This is a genomic window from Treponema bryantii, assembly GCF_900113965.1.
GTDB classification, from domain to species: domain Bacteria; phylum Spirochaetota; class Spirochaetia; order Treponematales; family Treponemataceae; genus Treponema_D; species Treponema_D bryantii_A.
The window spans coordinates 181,311-196,647 of the sequence record NZ_FORI01000002.1; the positions used below are offsets into that span (position 1 = coordinate 181,311).

At 38.0% G+C, this 15,337-nt stretch carries 11 protein-coding genes; 5 read left to right on the plus strand and 6 right to left on the minus strand.

What is annotated here, in order from left to right:
* Positions 1 to 6: 6 nt before the first annotated feature.
* On the plus strand, positions 7 to 1,101 hold the full coding sequence (locus BM161_RS03520) for a tetratricopeptide repeat protein (RefSeq protein WP_074930563.1): 1,095 nt from the start codon (positions 7 to 9) through the stop codon (positions 1,099 to 1,101).
* On the opposite strand, the gene BM161_RS03525 is transcribed toward BM161_RS03520, so the two are convergent.
* The 6 genes from BM161_RS03525 to BM161_RS03550 are packed head-to-tail and all read right to left on the minus strand — an operon-like array spanning position 1,098 to position 12,615.
* Positions 1,098 to 2,609, minus strand: a complete 1,512-nt coding sequence (locus BM161_RS03525) for an outer membrane protein assembly factor (RefSeq protein WP_074930564.1) — start codon at positions 2,607 to 2,609, stop codon at positions 1,098 to 1,100. The genes BM161_RS03520 and BM161_RS03525 overlap by 4 nt on opposite strands.
* Complete coding sequence (gene wbaP, locus BM161_RS03530; RefSeq protein ID WP_074930565.1) at positions 2,609 to 4,069, minus strand: undecaprenyl-phosphate galactose phosphotransferase WbaP; 1,461 nt, start codon at positions 4,067 to 4,069, stop codon at positions 2,609 to 2,611. The genes BM161_RS03525 and wbaP overlap by 1 nt, the downstream gene beginning before the upstream one ends.
* A 39-nt stretch (positions 4,070 to 4,108) precedes the next feature.
* On the minus strand, positions 4,109 to 5,944 hold the full coding sequence (locus tag BM161_RS03535; RefSeq protein WP_074930566.1) for an aminotransferase class I/II-fold pyridoxal phosphate-dependent enzyme: 1,836 nt from the start codon (positions 5,942 to 5,944) through the stop codon (positions 4,109 to 4,111).
* A 1-nt stretch (position 5,945) separates the two neighbouring features.
* The gene (locus BM161_RS03540; protein WP_244882663.1) at positions 5,946 to 7,190 is read right to left on the minus strand and encodes a CDP-glycerol glycerophosphotransferase family protein; all 1,245 of its coding nucleotides are present in this window, start codon (positions 7,188 to 7,190) and stop codon (positions 5,946 to 5,948) included.
* On the minus strand, positions 7,190 to 9,871 hold the full coding sequence (gene yidC, locus BM161_RS03545) for a membrane protein insertase YidC (protein WP_074930567.1): 2,682 nt from the start codon (positions 9,869 to 9,871) through the stop codon (positions 7,190 to 7,192). The genes BM161_RS03540 and yidC overlap by 1 nt, the downstream gene beginning before the upstream one ends.
* Positions 9,871 to 12,615 (minus strand): YidC/Oxa1 family membrane protein insertase, encoded by a 2,745-nt coding sequence (locus BM161_RS03550; protein WP_074930568.1) that lies wholly within the window; start codon positions 12,613 to 12,615, stop codon positions 9,871 to 9,873. The genes yidC and BM161_RS03550 overlap by 1 nt, the downstream gene beginning before the upstream one ends.
* A gap of 104 nt (positions 12,616 to 12,719) precedes the next feature.
* Between BM161_RS03550 and BM161_RS03555 the strand changes: the two genes are divergently transcribed.
* From BM161_RS03555 to BM161_RS03565, 4 genes are all read left to right on the plus strand, one after another.
* Positions 12,720 to 12,980, plus strand: a complete 261-nt coding sequence (locus BM161_RS03555; protein WP_074930569.1) for a hypothetical protein — start codon at positions 12,720 to 12,722, stop codon at positions 12,978 to 12,980.
* A gap of 77 nt (positions 12,981 to 13,057) precedes the next feature.
* On the plus strand, positions 13,058 to 14,131 hold the full coding sequence (gene gmd / locus BM161_RS03560) for a GDP-mannose 4,6-dehydratase (RefSeq protein WP_074930570.1): 1,074 nt from the start codon (positions 13,058 to 13,060) through the stop codon (positions 14,129 to 14,131).
* A 54-nt stretch (positions 14,132 to 14,185) separates the two neighbouring features.
* Complete coding sequence (locus BM161_RS14340; RefSeq protein WP_177206198.1) at positions 14,186 to 14,335, plus strand: hypothetical protein; 150 nt, start codon at positions 14,186 to 14,188, stop codon at positions 14,333 to 14,335.
* A 24-nt stretch (positions 14,336 to 14,359) separates the two neighbouring features.
* Complete coding sequence (locus BM161_RS03565; RefSeq protein WP_074930571.1) at positions 14,360 to 15,337, plus strand: GDP-L-fucose synthase family protein; 978 nt, start codon at positions 14,360 to 14,362, stop codon at positions 15,335 to 15,337.

Below are 15,337 nucleotides of genomic sequence, written 5' to 3' on the forward strand. Positions count from 1 at the left end.
GTGTTTATGAAGAAAACTGTTTTAATTGTTTTATTTTCTACTTTATGTTTTTCGCTTTTTGCTGCAGATAAACCTACAAAACCAGATCAGAGTGTTGAAGCTTATAGAAAAGCTATAGAAGCTATGGATGCTCAGGATTATGGAAAGGCTTTAAAATATTCAGAAGATGCGATTTTATATCGCAGACAGCGTATTGAAAATCAGATAAACACAGTTAAAAACTCACTCTCGGCTAAGCGTGTACAGGCAGCCGGAGATCATTTTACTCCAGTTCTTAATGTACTTGATAATCGTAAGGAAACAGAAACTGCTGATATAATCAGATATTACATTAAAAAGAAAGGTACTGATTATTTCGAAGATTCAGTAACAAATCTTCTTGAATATCTTAATAATTCAAAGGATTTCCCTGAAGCTCATAAAATCATAGGTGATATTTACAAATTGGAAGGCGAATATCAGTATGCAGAAGAATATTACACTATGGCACTTGAAAGAGCTGATGTTCTTGATATTCCAGATGAAAAATATGAAATTCTTTATATGCTTGCAGAAATAAGCAGACTTGAAGAGGATCTTCCTAAAATGGAAATCCGTCTTATGAACATTCTTGCAGAAGATAACAACTATAGAGACTCTGCATTAAAACGTTCTATGAAAGGAACAATCTCTTCTAATAAAAAAGATTCAATGGCAAAATTCTTTAATCTTTATCGTGCAGATTCATATAACTGTATAAATGCATATAATCAGCTTGCAGAATACTACCATGATGCACATAGAAATGATAAAGCCTTGGAATTTGCAGCTCTTGCAGCAATTACAAGTTTTACACGTATAAGTGAGATTCTTTATTCCAGAAATTCTGTATATGAATATGAGAATCTTGAAGGCTTTATGCAGGAAGCTTCATATTATGATGATGTAATTGAATGGGCCAGCCGAAATTCTGCCTGGAAGAGTTTTAATATTCTTGCAAGCTATGCAACAGAAGAAGGATATAAAAACTTTTCTGGTGAATTATTGAGAGTCATTGCAAGATATACACCAGAAACTTACTGGCAGAGAGACGCAGTTCTTCAGCTGGAAAGATTGAATTAATATTCGATTCCAAGTCCAATAAAGATTTCTTTATTATTTTTAAGACCTTCTACAAATATATTCTTACTCAAATCAACACCAAGGCTTGCACGTACAGTAAAGCTTGACCATTTCAGAGGATATACAAGGAATTCAAATCCACCACAATAATATGTTTTGTTATAACTTGGTCTGTTATTGTTACTGTCAAAAACTACAGCCATATCAAAGAATGGCGAGAACTGAAAGTTGAAGTTCAAAATTCCTACAGGGAAGTAGGCTGTAAATACGCTGTGTGGTAAATCAAGATTTAGGATAATTCCAGTAGGGGAGTAAATATCATCATCAAGAATACCGCGAAGGCGTTCACCTACAGCATAAGTATGCGCAGAATTGTTTGTAGGAATATCAAAATAATGGAATGCATACAATCTTGAGTTAATTCCAAAATGATTCCAGATTTCTTCATCATTGGCCTGGTAATTCCAGAAGAACTTTCCTTCAAAAGAAACTTGAGGAACAAATTCTTTACTCTCAAAATTATAGCTGTAAGAATTTCCTAAAGATAAATCATATCCTTTTCTAAGATTATCATTCCAGTTAACTTTTCCATTAGATATAGAATGAGAAAAAGAAATATCTGGGCCTAAAAGTTCTTTGCTTTTATCCTTTTCTTTATTGATTCCATCGAAATCCCAGTTGAAAGAAACATTTACAGAAGGACTATAAGTAATGCTTGTAAAATTGCTTAAGTTTGCTATTGTTACAGGGAGTCCAATATTAAACTGTTCACTTAAATATATATCATCATCGTTTTCTTCATCTTCGTATTTATAGTCTAAGTTTCTATGAACATATTGATATAATCCTAAAGAAAGACTTACACGATTAAAAGGTATAGATAAACTTAAACCAGTTTTTGTATCAAATTCAAAACCTGTTTTATTAGGATCATCTTCGAGCCGGTAATCAATGGTATAATCATTTACAAAAACAGCATTAAAAGGACCCATGCTGAACGGTAAATCAAAGTTAAAATTAAAGCCTGGTTTAAAAATTCCATCATCATATCTTAAATTCATGTCAATATTCATGGTATTAAGTGAACCAAGAAAGTTACTGTCCTTTCCTTTAAACTTAAGAGATATACCACTGTTAGAACTGTATTTGGGGATTGGCATTACAATAAGATGATGTGAGTCCTGAAGTTTTATAAGAACTGTTACATTTAATAAACCAGAAGTTTCAGAAGGGAGCGCTTCGTAAGTAACAGAAACTTCATCAAAATATCTTGAGCTTACAAGTGTTTCAGTGTAATTTTCAATATAGGTATCAAAGGCTTCGCGGTTTTCAAAAGTTGTTTTTTTATCAAGAGGGAAGTTCTGGTTCAGAGGATATTCACGGGTTTTTCCCAAAAATTTAAAACCTGCACCTTTAATATCATATTCTGCATTTGTAATTTTATATGCTTCTGAGAAGAGCAGAAAAGGAAGTAAAACAAAAAGAGAAACAAATAGTGATTTTTTCATTAGTAGGCACCTTTACCGTTGATGACAACCCATACCGTTTTTATAAGAATCCAGATATCAAGCCAGATTGACCAGTTCTGAATATAATATGTATCAAAAGAAATTCTTTCTTCGTAACCTGTGTCTGAACGGCCTGAAACCTGCCACATACCAGTAAGGCCTGGTACTACAGAAAGAACGTAATCTTTGTAGTCTCCGTATTTAACAAGTTCAGGTTCTGTAACAGGACGAGGACCTACAAGACTCATATCTCCAAAGAGAATGTTAAAGAGCTGTGGAAGTTCATCAAGACTTGTACGGCGAAGGAATTTTCCGAACTTTGTAACACGCGGGTCATCCTGGAACTTACGATCCTTTTCCCATTCTGCACGGCGTACAGGATCTGTTGCAAGAATCTCTTCAAGAATCTCCTGTGAATTAATACACATAGAACGGAACTTCCAGCACTTAATTTCACGTCCATTTTTACCTACGCGTTTGTGAGCATAGAAAACTGGTCCGCGAGAAGTAAGTTTTACGAGAAGTGAAAGAATAATGAAAATTGGAAGAAGAAGAGGCATACAAATTAAGATTGCACAGATATCAATAATTCTCTTTAAAACCAGGTTGCCCTTAAAAGTAAGGTTGTGAATAGAGGCAAATCCAATAATTCCTGCAATATCTTTAAGCTGCTGTGTAGAAGTAAAGAAGGTCTGGTTTTTCGAAACAGAAATTGTATATCTGTATGAAGCCATTACCTTGTTCATATCTCCATGGTAATCACAGATGAGAGCCTGTTTAATATTATGCTTTTTGATGGTTTTGAAAAGCTCTTCATTTGGAGGGAAAACCGGAATACCCTTGTAATCGCCTGTTTTTTTTGCATCAGAATCAATAATAACAGCTGGATGGTATCCCAGATATTTATTTTTTATGAGTTTATCAATAATGAAATTACCGTTGCTGCCAGATGTAAACATAACAGCTGGAACTCCCCACCATTTAAAGCGGCCAAAGTAATGTTTTGCAGCTTCTCGGAATGCAGGTAGGGCAATTGTTGAAAGTGGAATTGCAATAATGAATGCAATGGCAAGCTGAAGCTTATGGCTGTCTTGAATCAGAAGATCTGCAACACGAAGTTCATTTTCATCTGAAATTATAAGACTAAAAATAATTGAGATAAAACTGAACAATGAAGAGAAAAAGAACTTTCTAACTTCATCTGTAGGCGAATTCATTATTCCTGGATATAAACCGATACAACCAAAGAAAAGAAGAATTAATGGGATATAAATCGAATAGTTAATAAATGACTTAAAGTTAATTGAGTCTGGTGCAAATAAATTTACAATAAAAAATCCAAGCCCAATACAAAGAATAAGTACAAGTGCATCTACAAAAAAGAGTGCCATTCCTGAAATAAAAGAACTTGTCTGAGGATAAAGTTTTTTTATATGTGTCTCAAATTCACTTGTAGTCATAACTTCTATTTTATATCAAATTATTGTTATCGTCTATAATCATTTACCAGCTAGAATTGTTTTGAGAGTTTCAATCAAAATGTCGTTGTCTTCTTTATCGCGGATAGCAAGACGAATATATTTTGGCTCTTCAAAGCACTTTTTGCCTGTAAGGTCTTTGATGAAAATATTGCATTTTTCAAGAAGAGTTACGGCAAGTTTGTCGGAAGTCATGTTGCCTGTGAGACGGCAGAGCAGGAAGTTTGCCTGGCTTGGATAAACCTTAAGTCCTTTGATTTTTGAAAGCTCTTTGATAAAGCGGGCTCGCTCTTCTGCAATTGAATCGCAGGCAGAAGCATAAGTCTTGCTGTACTTCTCATAAATCTGAAGATAGTATTCACCAAAGGAATTGATATTCCAGATGGCATTAGTCTTTTTGATAAGATTGATGTAGTCGCTGTTTGAAGATGCAAGTACACCAAGACGAAGGCCTGGAACACCATAACTCTTACTGATTGATTTTACAACAATCAGATTATCATATTCGTTTAAGATTTCTTCATTAAGAAGTGTATAGCGGATATCCTTATCAGCAAAATCAATGAAAGATTCATCAAAAACAAGCTTTACGTTTAACGGCTGAAGTTCCTTAAGGAGAGAAAGGACTTCTTTTTTCTGAAGGAAATTTCCAGAAGGATTATCAGGATTGATAAGAAGAACAGTGTTTACTCCTTCTTTTTTTACGACTTCAAGAATGTCTTTTGCTGTATAAGAAAAATCTTTTGGATTTGTCTTTACAGGTACAATCTGGCAGTTTGCAAAACGCTCAGGATATTCGTTGAAGGTAGGGTAAGGAACTGCAACTTTTCCAGTGAGTTTATCGCCAAGTGAAGAAATGAGTTCTGCTGCACCGTTACCAACAACAATGTGTTCTGGAAGAAGATTAAAGATTTTTCCGGCAAGAAGGCTCATCTGTGCGGCACCACTTGGGTACTGAGTAAGAAGAGTTTTAATATTTGCTTCAAGTTCATCAACCATTTTCTGTGGTGGGAAATATGGATTTACGAGATAGCAGTAATCTTTGAGCTGAGGGTAACGCCAGTAGCCTCCGTAAGTTTTCTGAAGGAGCTTGAGTTTATCTTTGCCTTTAGAGAAACGTGTTTCAGCAATTGCAAGATCTGCAGGATCATCAATTTCGTACCAGTCATCACCAGGAACTGGTAGTCCTTTGAGTGTAGAAGATGAAAGAAAAGAAAGAACTTTGAGAACCTGTTCATAATATTCGTTCTTTCCGAAAGACTTCTGATATGCTTCGAGGAAGGGAACATAGTAATCTTTAGAAAACTCTTTTGAGAATTTATAAATATTTACTGTTTTATAGTAATCTTCGGTTTCAAACCAGTTGAAATGAGCTTTGTCGAGGATACCGGTAATATGATTTTCTTCGTCAAGGAGAGTACAGGTTCCGTCCATCCAGCTTTCAAAGTGAGAAACTACTGCAAGGTTTGGATCTTTAGATTTCAGGAGTTTTGTAATGATTTCCGGCTTGAAAATCAAATCACTTTCCAAAAGAATTGTGTCGTCCTGGCAGAGGGCTTCGCGTGCCATGTAAAGAGAATAGATATTGTTGGTTTTGTCATAAACCTTGTTTTCAATAAATTCAATTTCCATTCCGTTAAGATTCTTTTTGTTGAATTTGGAATTTATAAAATCAATCAAAACATCGCTTTTGTAGCCAACGACAATAACCATTTTCTTGATGCCGTTCTTTACAAGAGCTTCAATTGCATATTCAATCAAGGTTTTTCCGTTTACAGGAACCATACATTTAGTTGCGTTTTTTGTATATCGGCCAAGGCGTTTGCCCATTCCAGCGGCCAGCATTAATGCCTGCATATTATTCTCCTATAGTTTTAATCATAAAGTCGGCGATGGCTTTCCCGGCAGTACCCTGATTTGCCCAGGCCTCTTCTTTAGCCTTGTGGCGGAGGGCGGCCAGTTCTTCGCTGTCGCTTGCTTTCTGAATGATTTCTTTTATATTATCAAACTTTTCTTCTTTAAGTTCAATTCCAATTTTAGAAAGGGTTTCAAATTGCCAGATTTTTCTGCCGTTGTCTGGCAGATCATAAGCGTCGTATGGCATTAAATCCAGCTGGGCATTTACGTACATAACAGGCTTGTCGCAGAGGAAGGTGTAGTCGTAAATAATGCCGGAGAAATCAGAAATCATGATATCTGATTTTTTCATTGAATAGATATTGTCCCGCTCGTAGTCCCAGGTAAGGTTTGCGGCGTCCTTGTAACGCTCGGTCAGGCGGTCCAGCATGTCTTTTTCAGATTTTTTAGACTGAGGATGAGGACGCACGATGATGTTCCAGCCGGTAGCAAGAAGAGGATCCAGAAGTTTTTCGCCGTATTTAGAAAGAAGGGCGCTTGGACCCCAGCTTGGTGAAACAAGTACAGTGAAGGTGTGGTCGGTCTCAGCAGGTATTGCAGCCATTTTTTCTTTGAGGGTATCAAGATAAGGGCAGCCAACAACTGTAAGTTCCTTTTTCTTAATGCCGCGCTGGGCTTCGAGGTAGCGGATATCAGTTTTCTGATAGTCTCCCGAAAGAAGGACTGAATCAAAATAATCAATTCCAAAGAGGCGGTACATGGTAGCGTCACTTGGGGCGTGAAGAACATGGGCATAATGCTTTACATGTTTACTTCGCTTAAGCTGATATACCTGAAGTCCCGGGGTTGTCATAAGAACAAGGCCGGCAGAGAGCATATTAAGCTTTACAAAGGCCATGTTTCCTTCGCCAATGAACTCTGGTTTTACAAACTTGTAGCCTGCTTCAAAACAGGGGTCGGTCTGGGCAGAGGTGTAGTAAGTAAGCTCGATGCCGCGGCGTTCAAACTCGTCGCAGACAGGCTTAAAGGTATTCCAGTACTGGAGGCCTTCATTATAAATCACATATTTTTTGAAGGCTACGTCAGTGGGGGTGCTTTTTTTTGTCGAAAAAACAAGCTTGAGCTTAATCCAGGCAGCCTTGCCCAAAAAGAAGAGGGTTGCGGCAGCGCCAATGAGGATAGAAAAAAGCATTGAGCCCGTTCCCGGGTCGATGTATAAAAATGTAAGTGTCATATTTGAAAGCATTATTTTTCCTCCGTCATGCCATCTGGAATCTCATGTGCCCAGCAGGAAGAGTCATTTACCCTGTCATGCACAGAGCTCCAGGCAGTAACTTTGAAAGTATTTTTATGCTGCCCATCCGGATTCCAGGCTCCGTAGGCAGAGTAGACTTTGTCTTTATTAACAGATTCAGTTAAAAGTTTGCCGGTAAAAGGATTTGCGGCATTTTCAATAAGGCTCTGAGTTGCCAGAAGAGGAGTGTCGGCATTGGTCATAAAAGTTTCATCAACAGCAAGCTCGCCCTGGGCGCCAAAATCTTTATAGAGCAAAAGCGGATTATTTGAAGTCCAGCCTGAATTACCGGTAATCTCATCATATTTACAAGTTCCGCCATGGTCTGCAACAATAATGATTCTGGTATTGTCGTAAACTCCGGCCTGTTTGAGATACTCCATATATTCACCAAGACGGTAGAAGGCAGAAGAATTGGAATTAAAATGAGGATCATCATCAAGTGGGCCAGGACCAATAGCGTCACTGCTCAAATCGTAATTAGGATAACCAGTCAAAACCGGCTCATGGGTAGCCTCATTTACAAGGAGAGTAAAGGTTGGTCCCTCGGCGGAAGTGTCGGTAAGCTCGGGCAGGTAGTCCAGTACGGCATAGGAATTTAAGAAATCAGATATGAAGTTATCTTTATTGCCGGCCTGCCACCAATGGCCTTCGTCATAAATAGTTTCGCGGAGAATTGCCGGCATAATCTTAAAGATAGAGAACCAGAAAAAGTTTCTCTTGAGATAGAAGCTCTGTGGCAAAAAGCCCTTTACATCCGGGTGGTTTTTAAGCCAGTAATCAGTATAGACTCTGATAGTAGGAGCCTTTTTAATCTTAGGATAATCATCAAATATGCGGAGGTCTGGAATCCAGACATAATTTGCCCAGGAGATATCAGTTACTGTAGAAGTAAAGCCGTTCTGGTCAAAGAGAACCGGCATCATGCGGCAGGCTTCGTTGTGCTTGTCTACAAGGGCCTCGCTGTCGCGGCGGTTCATGGCTTCCGGAGTATATTCATAGCCGCCGTAAATCGGAGGAGCACCATACAAGGTAAAGACTGCAAAAGAAGCAGTATTAGGGTAAAAGGTAAAGCCTTCAAACTGATTTTTGAGGCCAGGATTTTCTTCGAGAATGTAAGGGAAGGTAGTTCCTAAAGCCCGGTCTTCCATAATGACCAGAACATTTTTTTCTGTTTTAGAAAGATTAAAAATCGGCTTGAGTGAATCAGCCTGGTTACCTGTAGCCTTTAGCTCTTTTGCTTCCTTATAGCCTCGGCTTATAGGCAAGGAATTAATTACGCAGATACCAAGGCTCGCAATAAGAGTTATGCTGCAAATAAAAGTGACCACCTGAGGCTTTTTCAAAATCAGCAAGGCCAGAAGCAGAGCAATAACCACCCCACAGCAGAGCAAATTGCCCAGAGCAAAAAGCTTGCTTGGGCTGATTCCACCCGCATTTGTAAAAGTCAGAATTGTAGAAATTGTGCCGTAGTCTCCGCCAAAGGCAAAGGCATTTACCAGGGCACACAAAAGAAGGGCAGAAAAGCCCACAGACATCAGAGTCTTAATGCGTTTTCCAAAAAGGTTATAAATAGCAGCTCCCCATACTAAAAAGAGCCCAGCCGACTGAAAAAAGGCATAGCGCAGAAAGTAAAAAGGAGAAGCATAATCATCAATAAAAGAAAACTCCATTGGAGAAGAAGAAATAACATAAGAAGGCAGGGCAAAACCAAGAAGCACCGCAAGGGCAGCAGCAGAAGTATAAAAAATCAGATTGCGCTGGCGGTCGTCGTCTGCGAAGGCAGAAAGCTTTGTATTAAGAAGCCAGGTTGCCAGGCGGACAAAAAGAGGGGCAAGCGGAATAACGCAGAGGGCAGCAACCACAGAAAGGCGGCGGTAAATAAAACCGTCGTGGAAGAAAATCAGATAAATATCTGCAAGAATTACTCCCGCAAGCAGGCAGAAATAAAGAGCTCGCAGGGGCTTCTTCAATTTATAAAAAACATTTTTTACAAGGCTAAAAAGGTTATTAAGAGTCCAGTAAAAAACAAGGCCACTTGGAGAAGTATAGAGAAAAACAAGGAAAAAGAGGGCCATTATATAAATCTGAAGCTTTTCCTTGAGGGGGTGGCCCTTAGTATAGATGGCGCCCGCGATGATGTTTATTACAGTCATTGCAACCGGCAGCACATTTACCGGGAAGCTCCCAATATGGAAAAGGGCGTCCTGGCCTCCAAGGTCACGGATAAAAAAGAAAGAGCGGCCCTGGAGAGCAGGCAGCTTACTTAAAAACTGGTAAGCCGCAATAAAAAAAGGAATCTGAATCAAAAGGCTGATGGAAGAACGAAGGGCCATCATAGGGTGGTAATGATTCTGCCGGTAAAAAGTGGAAAGAATCATATACTGTTCATCGCCCTTAAAGGCTTTCTTAATACGGTCAATGCCAGGCTTAAGGCGGGCCTGAGTCTGGCGCTCAGTTTCCTGCCAGCGCTCCGCAATTACGTAGAGAGGAAGGCAGAGAAAACTTACAGCAAGGCTAACGCCCGCAATGGCAAGACCGGGGCTGCGTAAAATGCCTTCGCTCAGGGTATAGCAGAATTCGATTATCTGGTAGAGGGGGTAGATTATTAAGAGGTAGAGTATCTGTACCATTATTTTCCTGCCTCCTGGTAGTAATTAAATGATTTCCAGTTGGCCGGATCAAAAATATTTTCTTTTATTTCCCAGCATGGAGTGTCAAACTTAAACTGAGTTTCATTAAGATTGAAGGTCGGGTTATTTCCATTATTTTTGGAAAGAGGATAAACTTTTACACTTTGTTTGGTATCTGGAATCAGGGCTTTTCCTGTATATGGATTTACATCAGAGAGCGCCAGCCCGTCTTTAAGAAGGTATAAAGTATCAGCATTTGTCATTAAGGTGTTGTCAGTTTTTACTGCAGAATCAGAATTAAAATCTTTATATAAAAGCAGACAGTTATATGCGGAAGGCACTGTAGCATCGCTGAAAGAATCAAAAGCAGAATAATGATGATAATAAGCATGGTCTGAAACTACAATAATTTTTGTGTTATTGTATAAATCATTTTTCTGCAGATATTCAAAATATCTTCCAAGCAGAAGAATGGCGGCCGCATTTACATCGTAATCCTGAAGGACATTTGTGTCATGGCATTTGTAGTTACCTGCAGTTTCCCATACAGGTTCAGAAGGTCTTTCAAGCGAGGCATCCAGGAAAATCGGGTCATGAGGAGTATCGTTTCCGATATAGACAAAATTATTTTCTGAACCATTAGAATCTGTAAGCTGATCCAGATAGTAAAGCTGGCTTGCGTCATTTACAAAAGAGCCTGCCAGAGAAGAATCAGATTTAATAGTATTATAAAAAATAATTCTTACAGGCGGGAACATACCCTGCAAAATAGAAAAGTTTTTAATCTGCTTATTGCAAAGGACGCCCGGGTCTCCGGAAAGGTTTTTAATATTTTTTTCTGCTTTATAACGCTCAGTAAAATTGCCGGTAAGATTCAAGGCAGTTACAGATGGCATATCCGAATAAATAGAAAGATCATTTCCCCAGCTGTAATTTGCCATAGAAGGATTTACAACAGTAACAGAATAACCTGCATCAAGGAAAAGTTTTGGCATAACTTTCAAAGCTTCGTTATGTTTGTCTTTTAATAATTCGCCGTCACGCAGGTTGATTTTATCCGGAGTATATTCATAACTGCCGGTAATTGGAGGAAGGCCGTTCAAAGTATTGCGGCCAAAACTTAAAGTATTAGGGAAATAGGTAAAGCCTTTAAACTGATTCTGAAGCTCAGAGTGCTGTTCAAGAACATAAGGGAAGAAAGAAGATACAGCTCTGTCTAAAAAGAAAACCAGAACATTGTTACCAGTTTTTGAAAGATGGTATATAGGCTTTATTTGTTCAGTTTCAATATCAGATTTTTGCGAATAATATTCTGTCTGATATGAAGAATAAATATTATTAATTGTTTTAAGTTTTGTTGCAGAAATCACTATTTCTGAAAGCAACAAAGATGCAAGAATAACAGAAAGAACAAAAGTCTTTCTGAACTTAATCAAAAGGAAAAATGCGACAGGTACCAGAACAATAATTAAAGCAGAAAGCAGAGTATAATATTTTGGAATATCAGTAAAAATAGAATTATCAGAAAATTCAAAAGCGGGATTCAAGTTTCCGTATTCAGGCTTAAAAATAAATACATTTCCCAGAACAAAAATCAGCAGGGTGATAAAAACAAAAGGCATGTACTGTTTAATCTTCTGGCTGAACATAAAGTAGATACAGCAAGGCCAGAAAACAAAAAGCCCCAGGAACATGTAAAGGGAATCTTTAATATAATAAAAAGGAGAATCAATAGAGCCCAAGAAAGAAAACTCAACAGGGCTGGTAGATATAATTCCGGAAGGAAGGTAAAGACCCATCAAAAGACTTAAAGAAAGAGCAGACAAAATAAATACAGTAAACTGTTTTTTTGAATCCAAAGAATTAATAACGCAATCAATTGAGGCTAGCAGCTTAGTGCAGTGCTTTTTAATAAGACGAATCGCAAACGGCGAGAGAATTAGTAAAATAGTTAATACAGTTAATGCTTCTTTTTTCCATAAAGAAGTTTCCGGCTGGAAGGCCCAGAAATAAAAAGTCAGCAGGGCAAACATCAAGCTTATAAAGCCAAAAGTGATAAGGCCCGGCGCTTTAGTCTTAAGCACAATGTTTTTTACAAGGCTGAAAAGGTTATTCAAAATCCAGTAAATTACAAGGCCGCTTGGAGAATTATAGAGGAGGGCAAGGAAAACAAGGCCGATACCATAAATCTGAAACTTTTCCTTTATGGGGGCATTTTTTGAATAAACAATTCCAGAGAAAAAATTAATAAGGGTCATTAAAATCGGGAGAATGTTTATATAAAAAAGGTGACCTGCAAGAGTAAAAGAAAAAATATGATCCGGGGCTGCAAGATTTTTGAAAATCCAGAAGCTGGTACCTAGCAGTTTTTCACAATGACTCAAATAGTGGTAAGCCGCAATAAAAAAGGGGATTTCAATTAAAATTGAAAGTGAACTGCGGAGAGCATAAAGAGGGTGGTAATGATTCTGTTTATAATAAGTCTGCAAAATCATAAACTGCTCGTCGCCCTTAAAGGCTGTTTTAATACGTTTTACATTAGGGGCCAACTTTAAGGCAATGTCCCTTTCTTTAGCCTGAAGCTTGTCTGCAAGATTATAAATAGGGAGGGCAAGAAAATTGATTACAAGACTTACACCTACAATACAAGAAATAATGCCAAAAGAGGAAAGTTTATTAAAACAGAAAGTAAATACCCAGTCGATTATAGTTTCAATAGGCAGAATAATAATACTGTAAAACATTAAAAAGTCCTGATTATCTTTTGTTTATAATAGCATAATGTTGGGGTTGTGACAATTTAACTAAGGGTTTGAAAACGCTAGAGTAAACTGCTATAATAATTAATATGTTTGTAGTAAATATAAAAGGCGGTTTGGGAAATCAGCTGTTTCAATATAATTTTGCAAAATATCTTCAAAAAAAATATTCACAAGAGAAAATAGTTTTTAATACTTCATATTACAAAAAAGATTCAATCCACGGCGGTTATATGTTAGGAACAGCTCCTTTTACAATTAATAATCGCTTACATAAAAAAAATCAAAAAACAGTCACTGATGAAACTTTTGAAGATTATATGTATGAACATTATTTGAGAAATAGATAAGAAATAAAAGCTTTCTTTTATTTTTATTTAAAATATTATATAATTTTATTTGTAAATTAATTAATGGAGATAAAACAATGAATGTTGCATTAATAACAGGAATTACCGGACAGGACGGCTCTTTCCTTGCAGAATTTTTGCTTGAGAAAGGATATGAAGTACATGGAATTATCCGCCGCTCATCATCTTTCAATACCGGTCGTATTGAACATCTTTATCTTGATACAGCAATTGAAGATATGCATAAGGCTCGCAAGGTTCAGCTCCACTATGGAGATCTTACAGACTCAGAAAGCCTTATACGCTTGATTCGCGAAATTAAACCTACAGAAATTTACAACCTTGGTGCACAAAGCCATGTTCAGGTTTCATTCGAAGTTCCAGAATATACTGCAGACTGTGACGCAACTGGTGTTCTCCGCATTCTCGAAGCAGTTCACTTCCTTGGAATGGAAAAGACCTGCCGCATTTACCAGGCTTCTACTTCTGAACTTTTTGGTCTTGTACAGGAAGTTCCTCAGAAGGAGACAACTCCATTCTATCCACGTTCACCATATGCAGTTGCTAAGATGTACGGTTTCTGGATTATGAAGAACTACCGTGAATCTTATGGTATGTTCTGTTCAAATGGAATTTTGTTCAACCATGAATCTGAGCGTCGAGGTGAAACTTTCGTAACACGTAAGATTACTCTTGCAGCAAGCCGCATTGCACAAGGACTTCAGAAAAAACTTTATCTTGGTAACCTTAATGCTCTCCGCGACTGGGGATATGCTAAAGACTACGTTGAATGTATGTGGCTGATCTTACAGCAGGATAAGCCGGATGATTTCGTAGTTGCAACAGGTGAACAGCACTCAGTTCGTGAGTTCTGTCAGTATGCTTTCCGCGAAGCTGGAATTGAAATTGAATTCAAAGGCGAGGGCGTAAACGAGAAGGGCTACAATAAGGCAACTGGTGAAGTTCTTATTGAAGTAGATCCAAAATATTTCCGCCCAGCAGAAGTAGAAACACTTCTTGGAGACCCTACAAAAGCTAAATCTGTTCTTGGCTGGAACCCTACAAAGACTACTTTCCCTGAACTCGTTAAAATTATGATGAAGCACGATATGGAATATGTAAAAGCAGAGAAGACTCTGCATCAGAGATAAACTATCTACAACTTAAATTGTGATGTTATCTGGATATCTTTAAAAAGAGGTTATATGGATTTAACGACAAACATTGTAATTAATGGTCCTTCTGCAAAGAAAATTTATGACACAATGAAAAAAATCTCAAAAGAATCAACCTCTAATGCTGAAAAACGTAAAAAAAGATTAGAAGAATTTACAAAAAATTTAACTTCCCGTTAATATAATGAGGAAACTGAGGAAATTATGGAAAAGAACGCAAAAATATACGTAGCCGGTCACCGTGGACTTGTTGGCGGCTCAATTGTAAGATGCCTTAAAGAAAAAGGCTACACAAATATCATTACAAGAACTCATAAAGAACTTGACCTTTTGAATCAGGCTGCAGTAAATGAATTCTTTGCAACAGAAAAACCAGAGTATGTATTCCTTGCCGCAGCTCATGTTGGTGGAATTGGAGCTAACTCAACATACCCTGCAGACTTTATTTACCAGAACATGGTAATCGGTTTCAATGTGGTTGAAGCGGCCCGTGTAAATGGTGTAAAAAAGCTTATGAATCTTGGTTCAACCTGTATTTACCCAAAAATGGCAGAGCAACCAATTAAAGAAGAATCTCTTCTTACAGGTCCACTTGAGCCAACAAACGATGCTTACGCTCTAGCAAAAATCAGTGTAATTAAACTTTGTACTGCTTATAACAAGCAGCATGGAACAAACTTCCTTTCTGTAATGCCAACAAACCTTTATGGACTTGGAGACAATTACGAGCTTCAGGGAAGTCATGTTTTCCCTGCAATGATTCGTAAGTTCCACGAAGCTAAGGCCAGCGGTGAAGATGTCGTACACCTTTGGGGCGACGGTTCTCCTCTCCGTGAGTTCCTTTATGCAGGAGACCTTGCCGATGCAGTTGTTTATCTTATGGAAAACAAAAATGCAGAAGACCTCCGTACTCCAACCGGCGACTTTGTAAACGTTGGTACTGGCCGTGAATGCACAATTAAAGAGCTTGCAGAAACTGTAGAAGATGTTGTTTATGCTGATGTCCGCAAAGACGGCCGACGTTGCCGCATGGAATGGGATCCTTCAAAACCAAACGGAACTCCACGTAAGCTTTGTGATGTAACACGTCTCAACGCTCTTGGCTGGAAAGCTAAGGTTGATGTTCGCGAAGGTGTTGAAATCAGTTATGATGACTTCTTGCATGGTGATGTAAGAAAATAA

Coding starts and splice junctions, on each gene's coding strand:
- BM161_RS03535 (WP_074930566.1), bottom strand. CDS start 5,944: ATGCAGGCATTAATGCTGGCCGCTGGAATGGGCAAACGCCTTGGCCGA.
- BM161_RS03525 (WP_074930564.1), bottom strand. CDS start 2,609: ATGAAAAAATCACTATTTGTTTCTCTTTTTGTTTTACTTCCTTTTCTG.
- BM161_RS03550 (WP_074930568.1), bottom strand. CDS start 12,615: ATGTTTTACAGTATTATTATTCTGCCTATTGAAACTATAATCGACTGG.
- yidC (WP_074930567.1), bottom strand. CDS start 9,871: ATGGTACAGATACTCTACCTCTTAATAATCTACCCCCTCTACCAGATA.
- BM161_RS03540 (WP_244882663.1), bottom strand. CDS start 7,190: ATGCTTTCAAATATGACACTTACATTTTTATACATCGACCCGGGAACG.
- wbaP (WP_074930565.1), bottom strand. CDS start 4,069: ATGACTACAAGTGAATTTGAGACACATATAAAAAAACTTTATCCTCAG.
- BM161_RS03520 (WP_074930563.1), top strand. CDS start 7: ATGAAGAAAACTGTTTTAATTGTTTTATTTTCTACTTTATGTTTTTCG.
- BM161_RS14340 (WP_177206198.1), top strand. CDS start 14,186: ATGGATTTAACGACAAACATTGTAATTAATGGTCCTTCTGCAAAGAAA.
- BM161_RS03565 (WP_074930571.1), top strand. CDS start 14,360: ATGGAAAAGAACGCAAAAATATACGTAGCCGGTCACCGTGGACTTGTT.
- BM161_RS03555 (WP_074930569.1), top strand. CDS start 12,720: ATGTTTGTAGTAAATATAAAAGGCGGTTTGGGAAATCAGCTGTTTCAA.
- gmd (WP_074930570.1), top strand. CDS start 13,058: ATGAATGTTGCATTAATAACAGGAATTACCGGACAGGACGGCTCTTTC.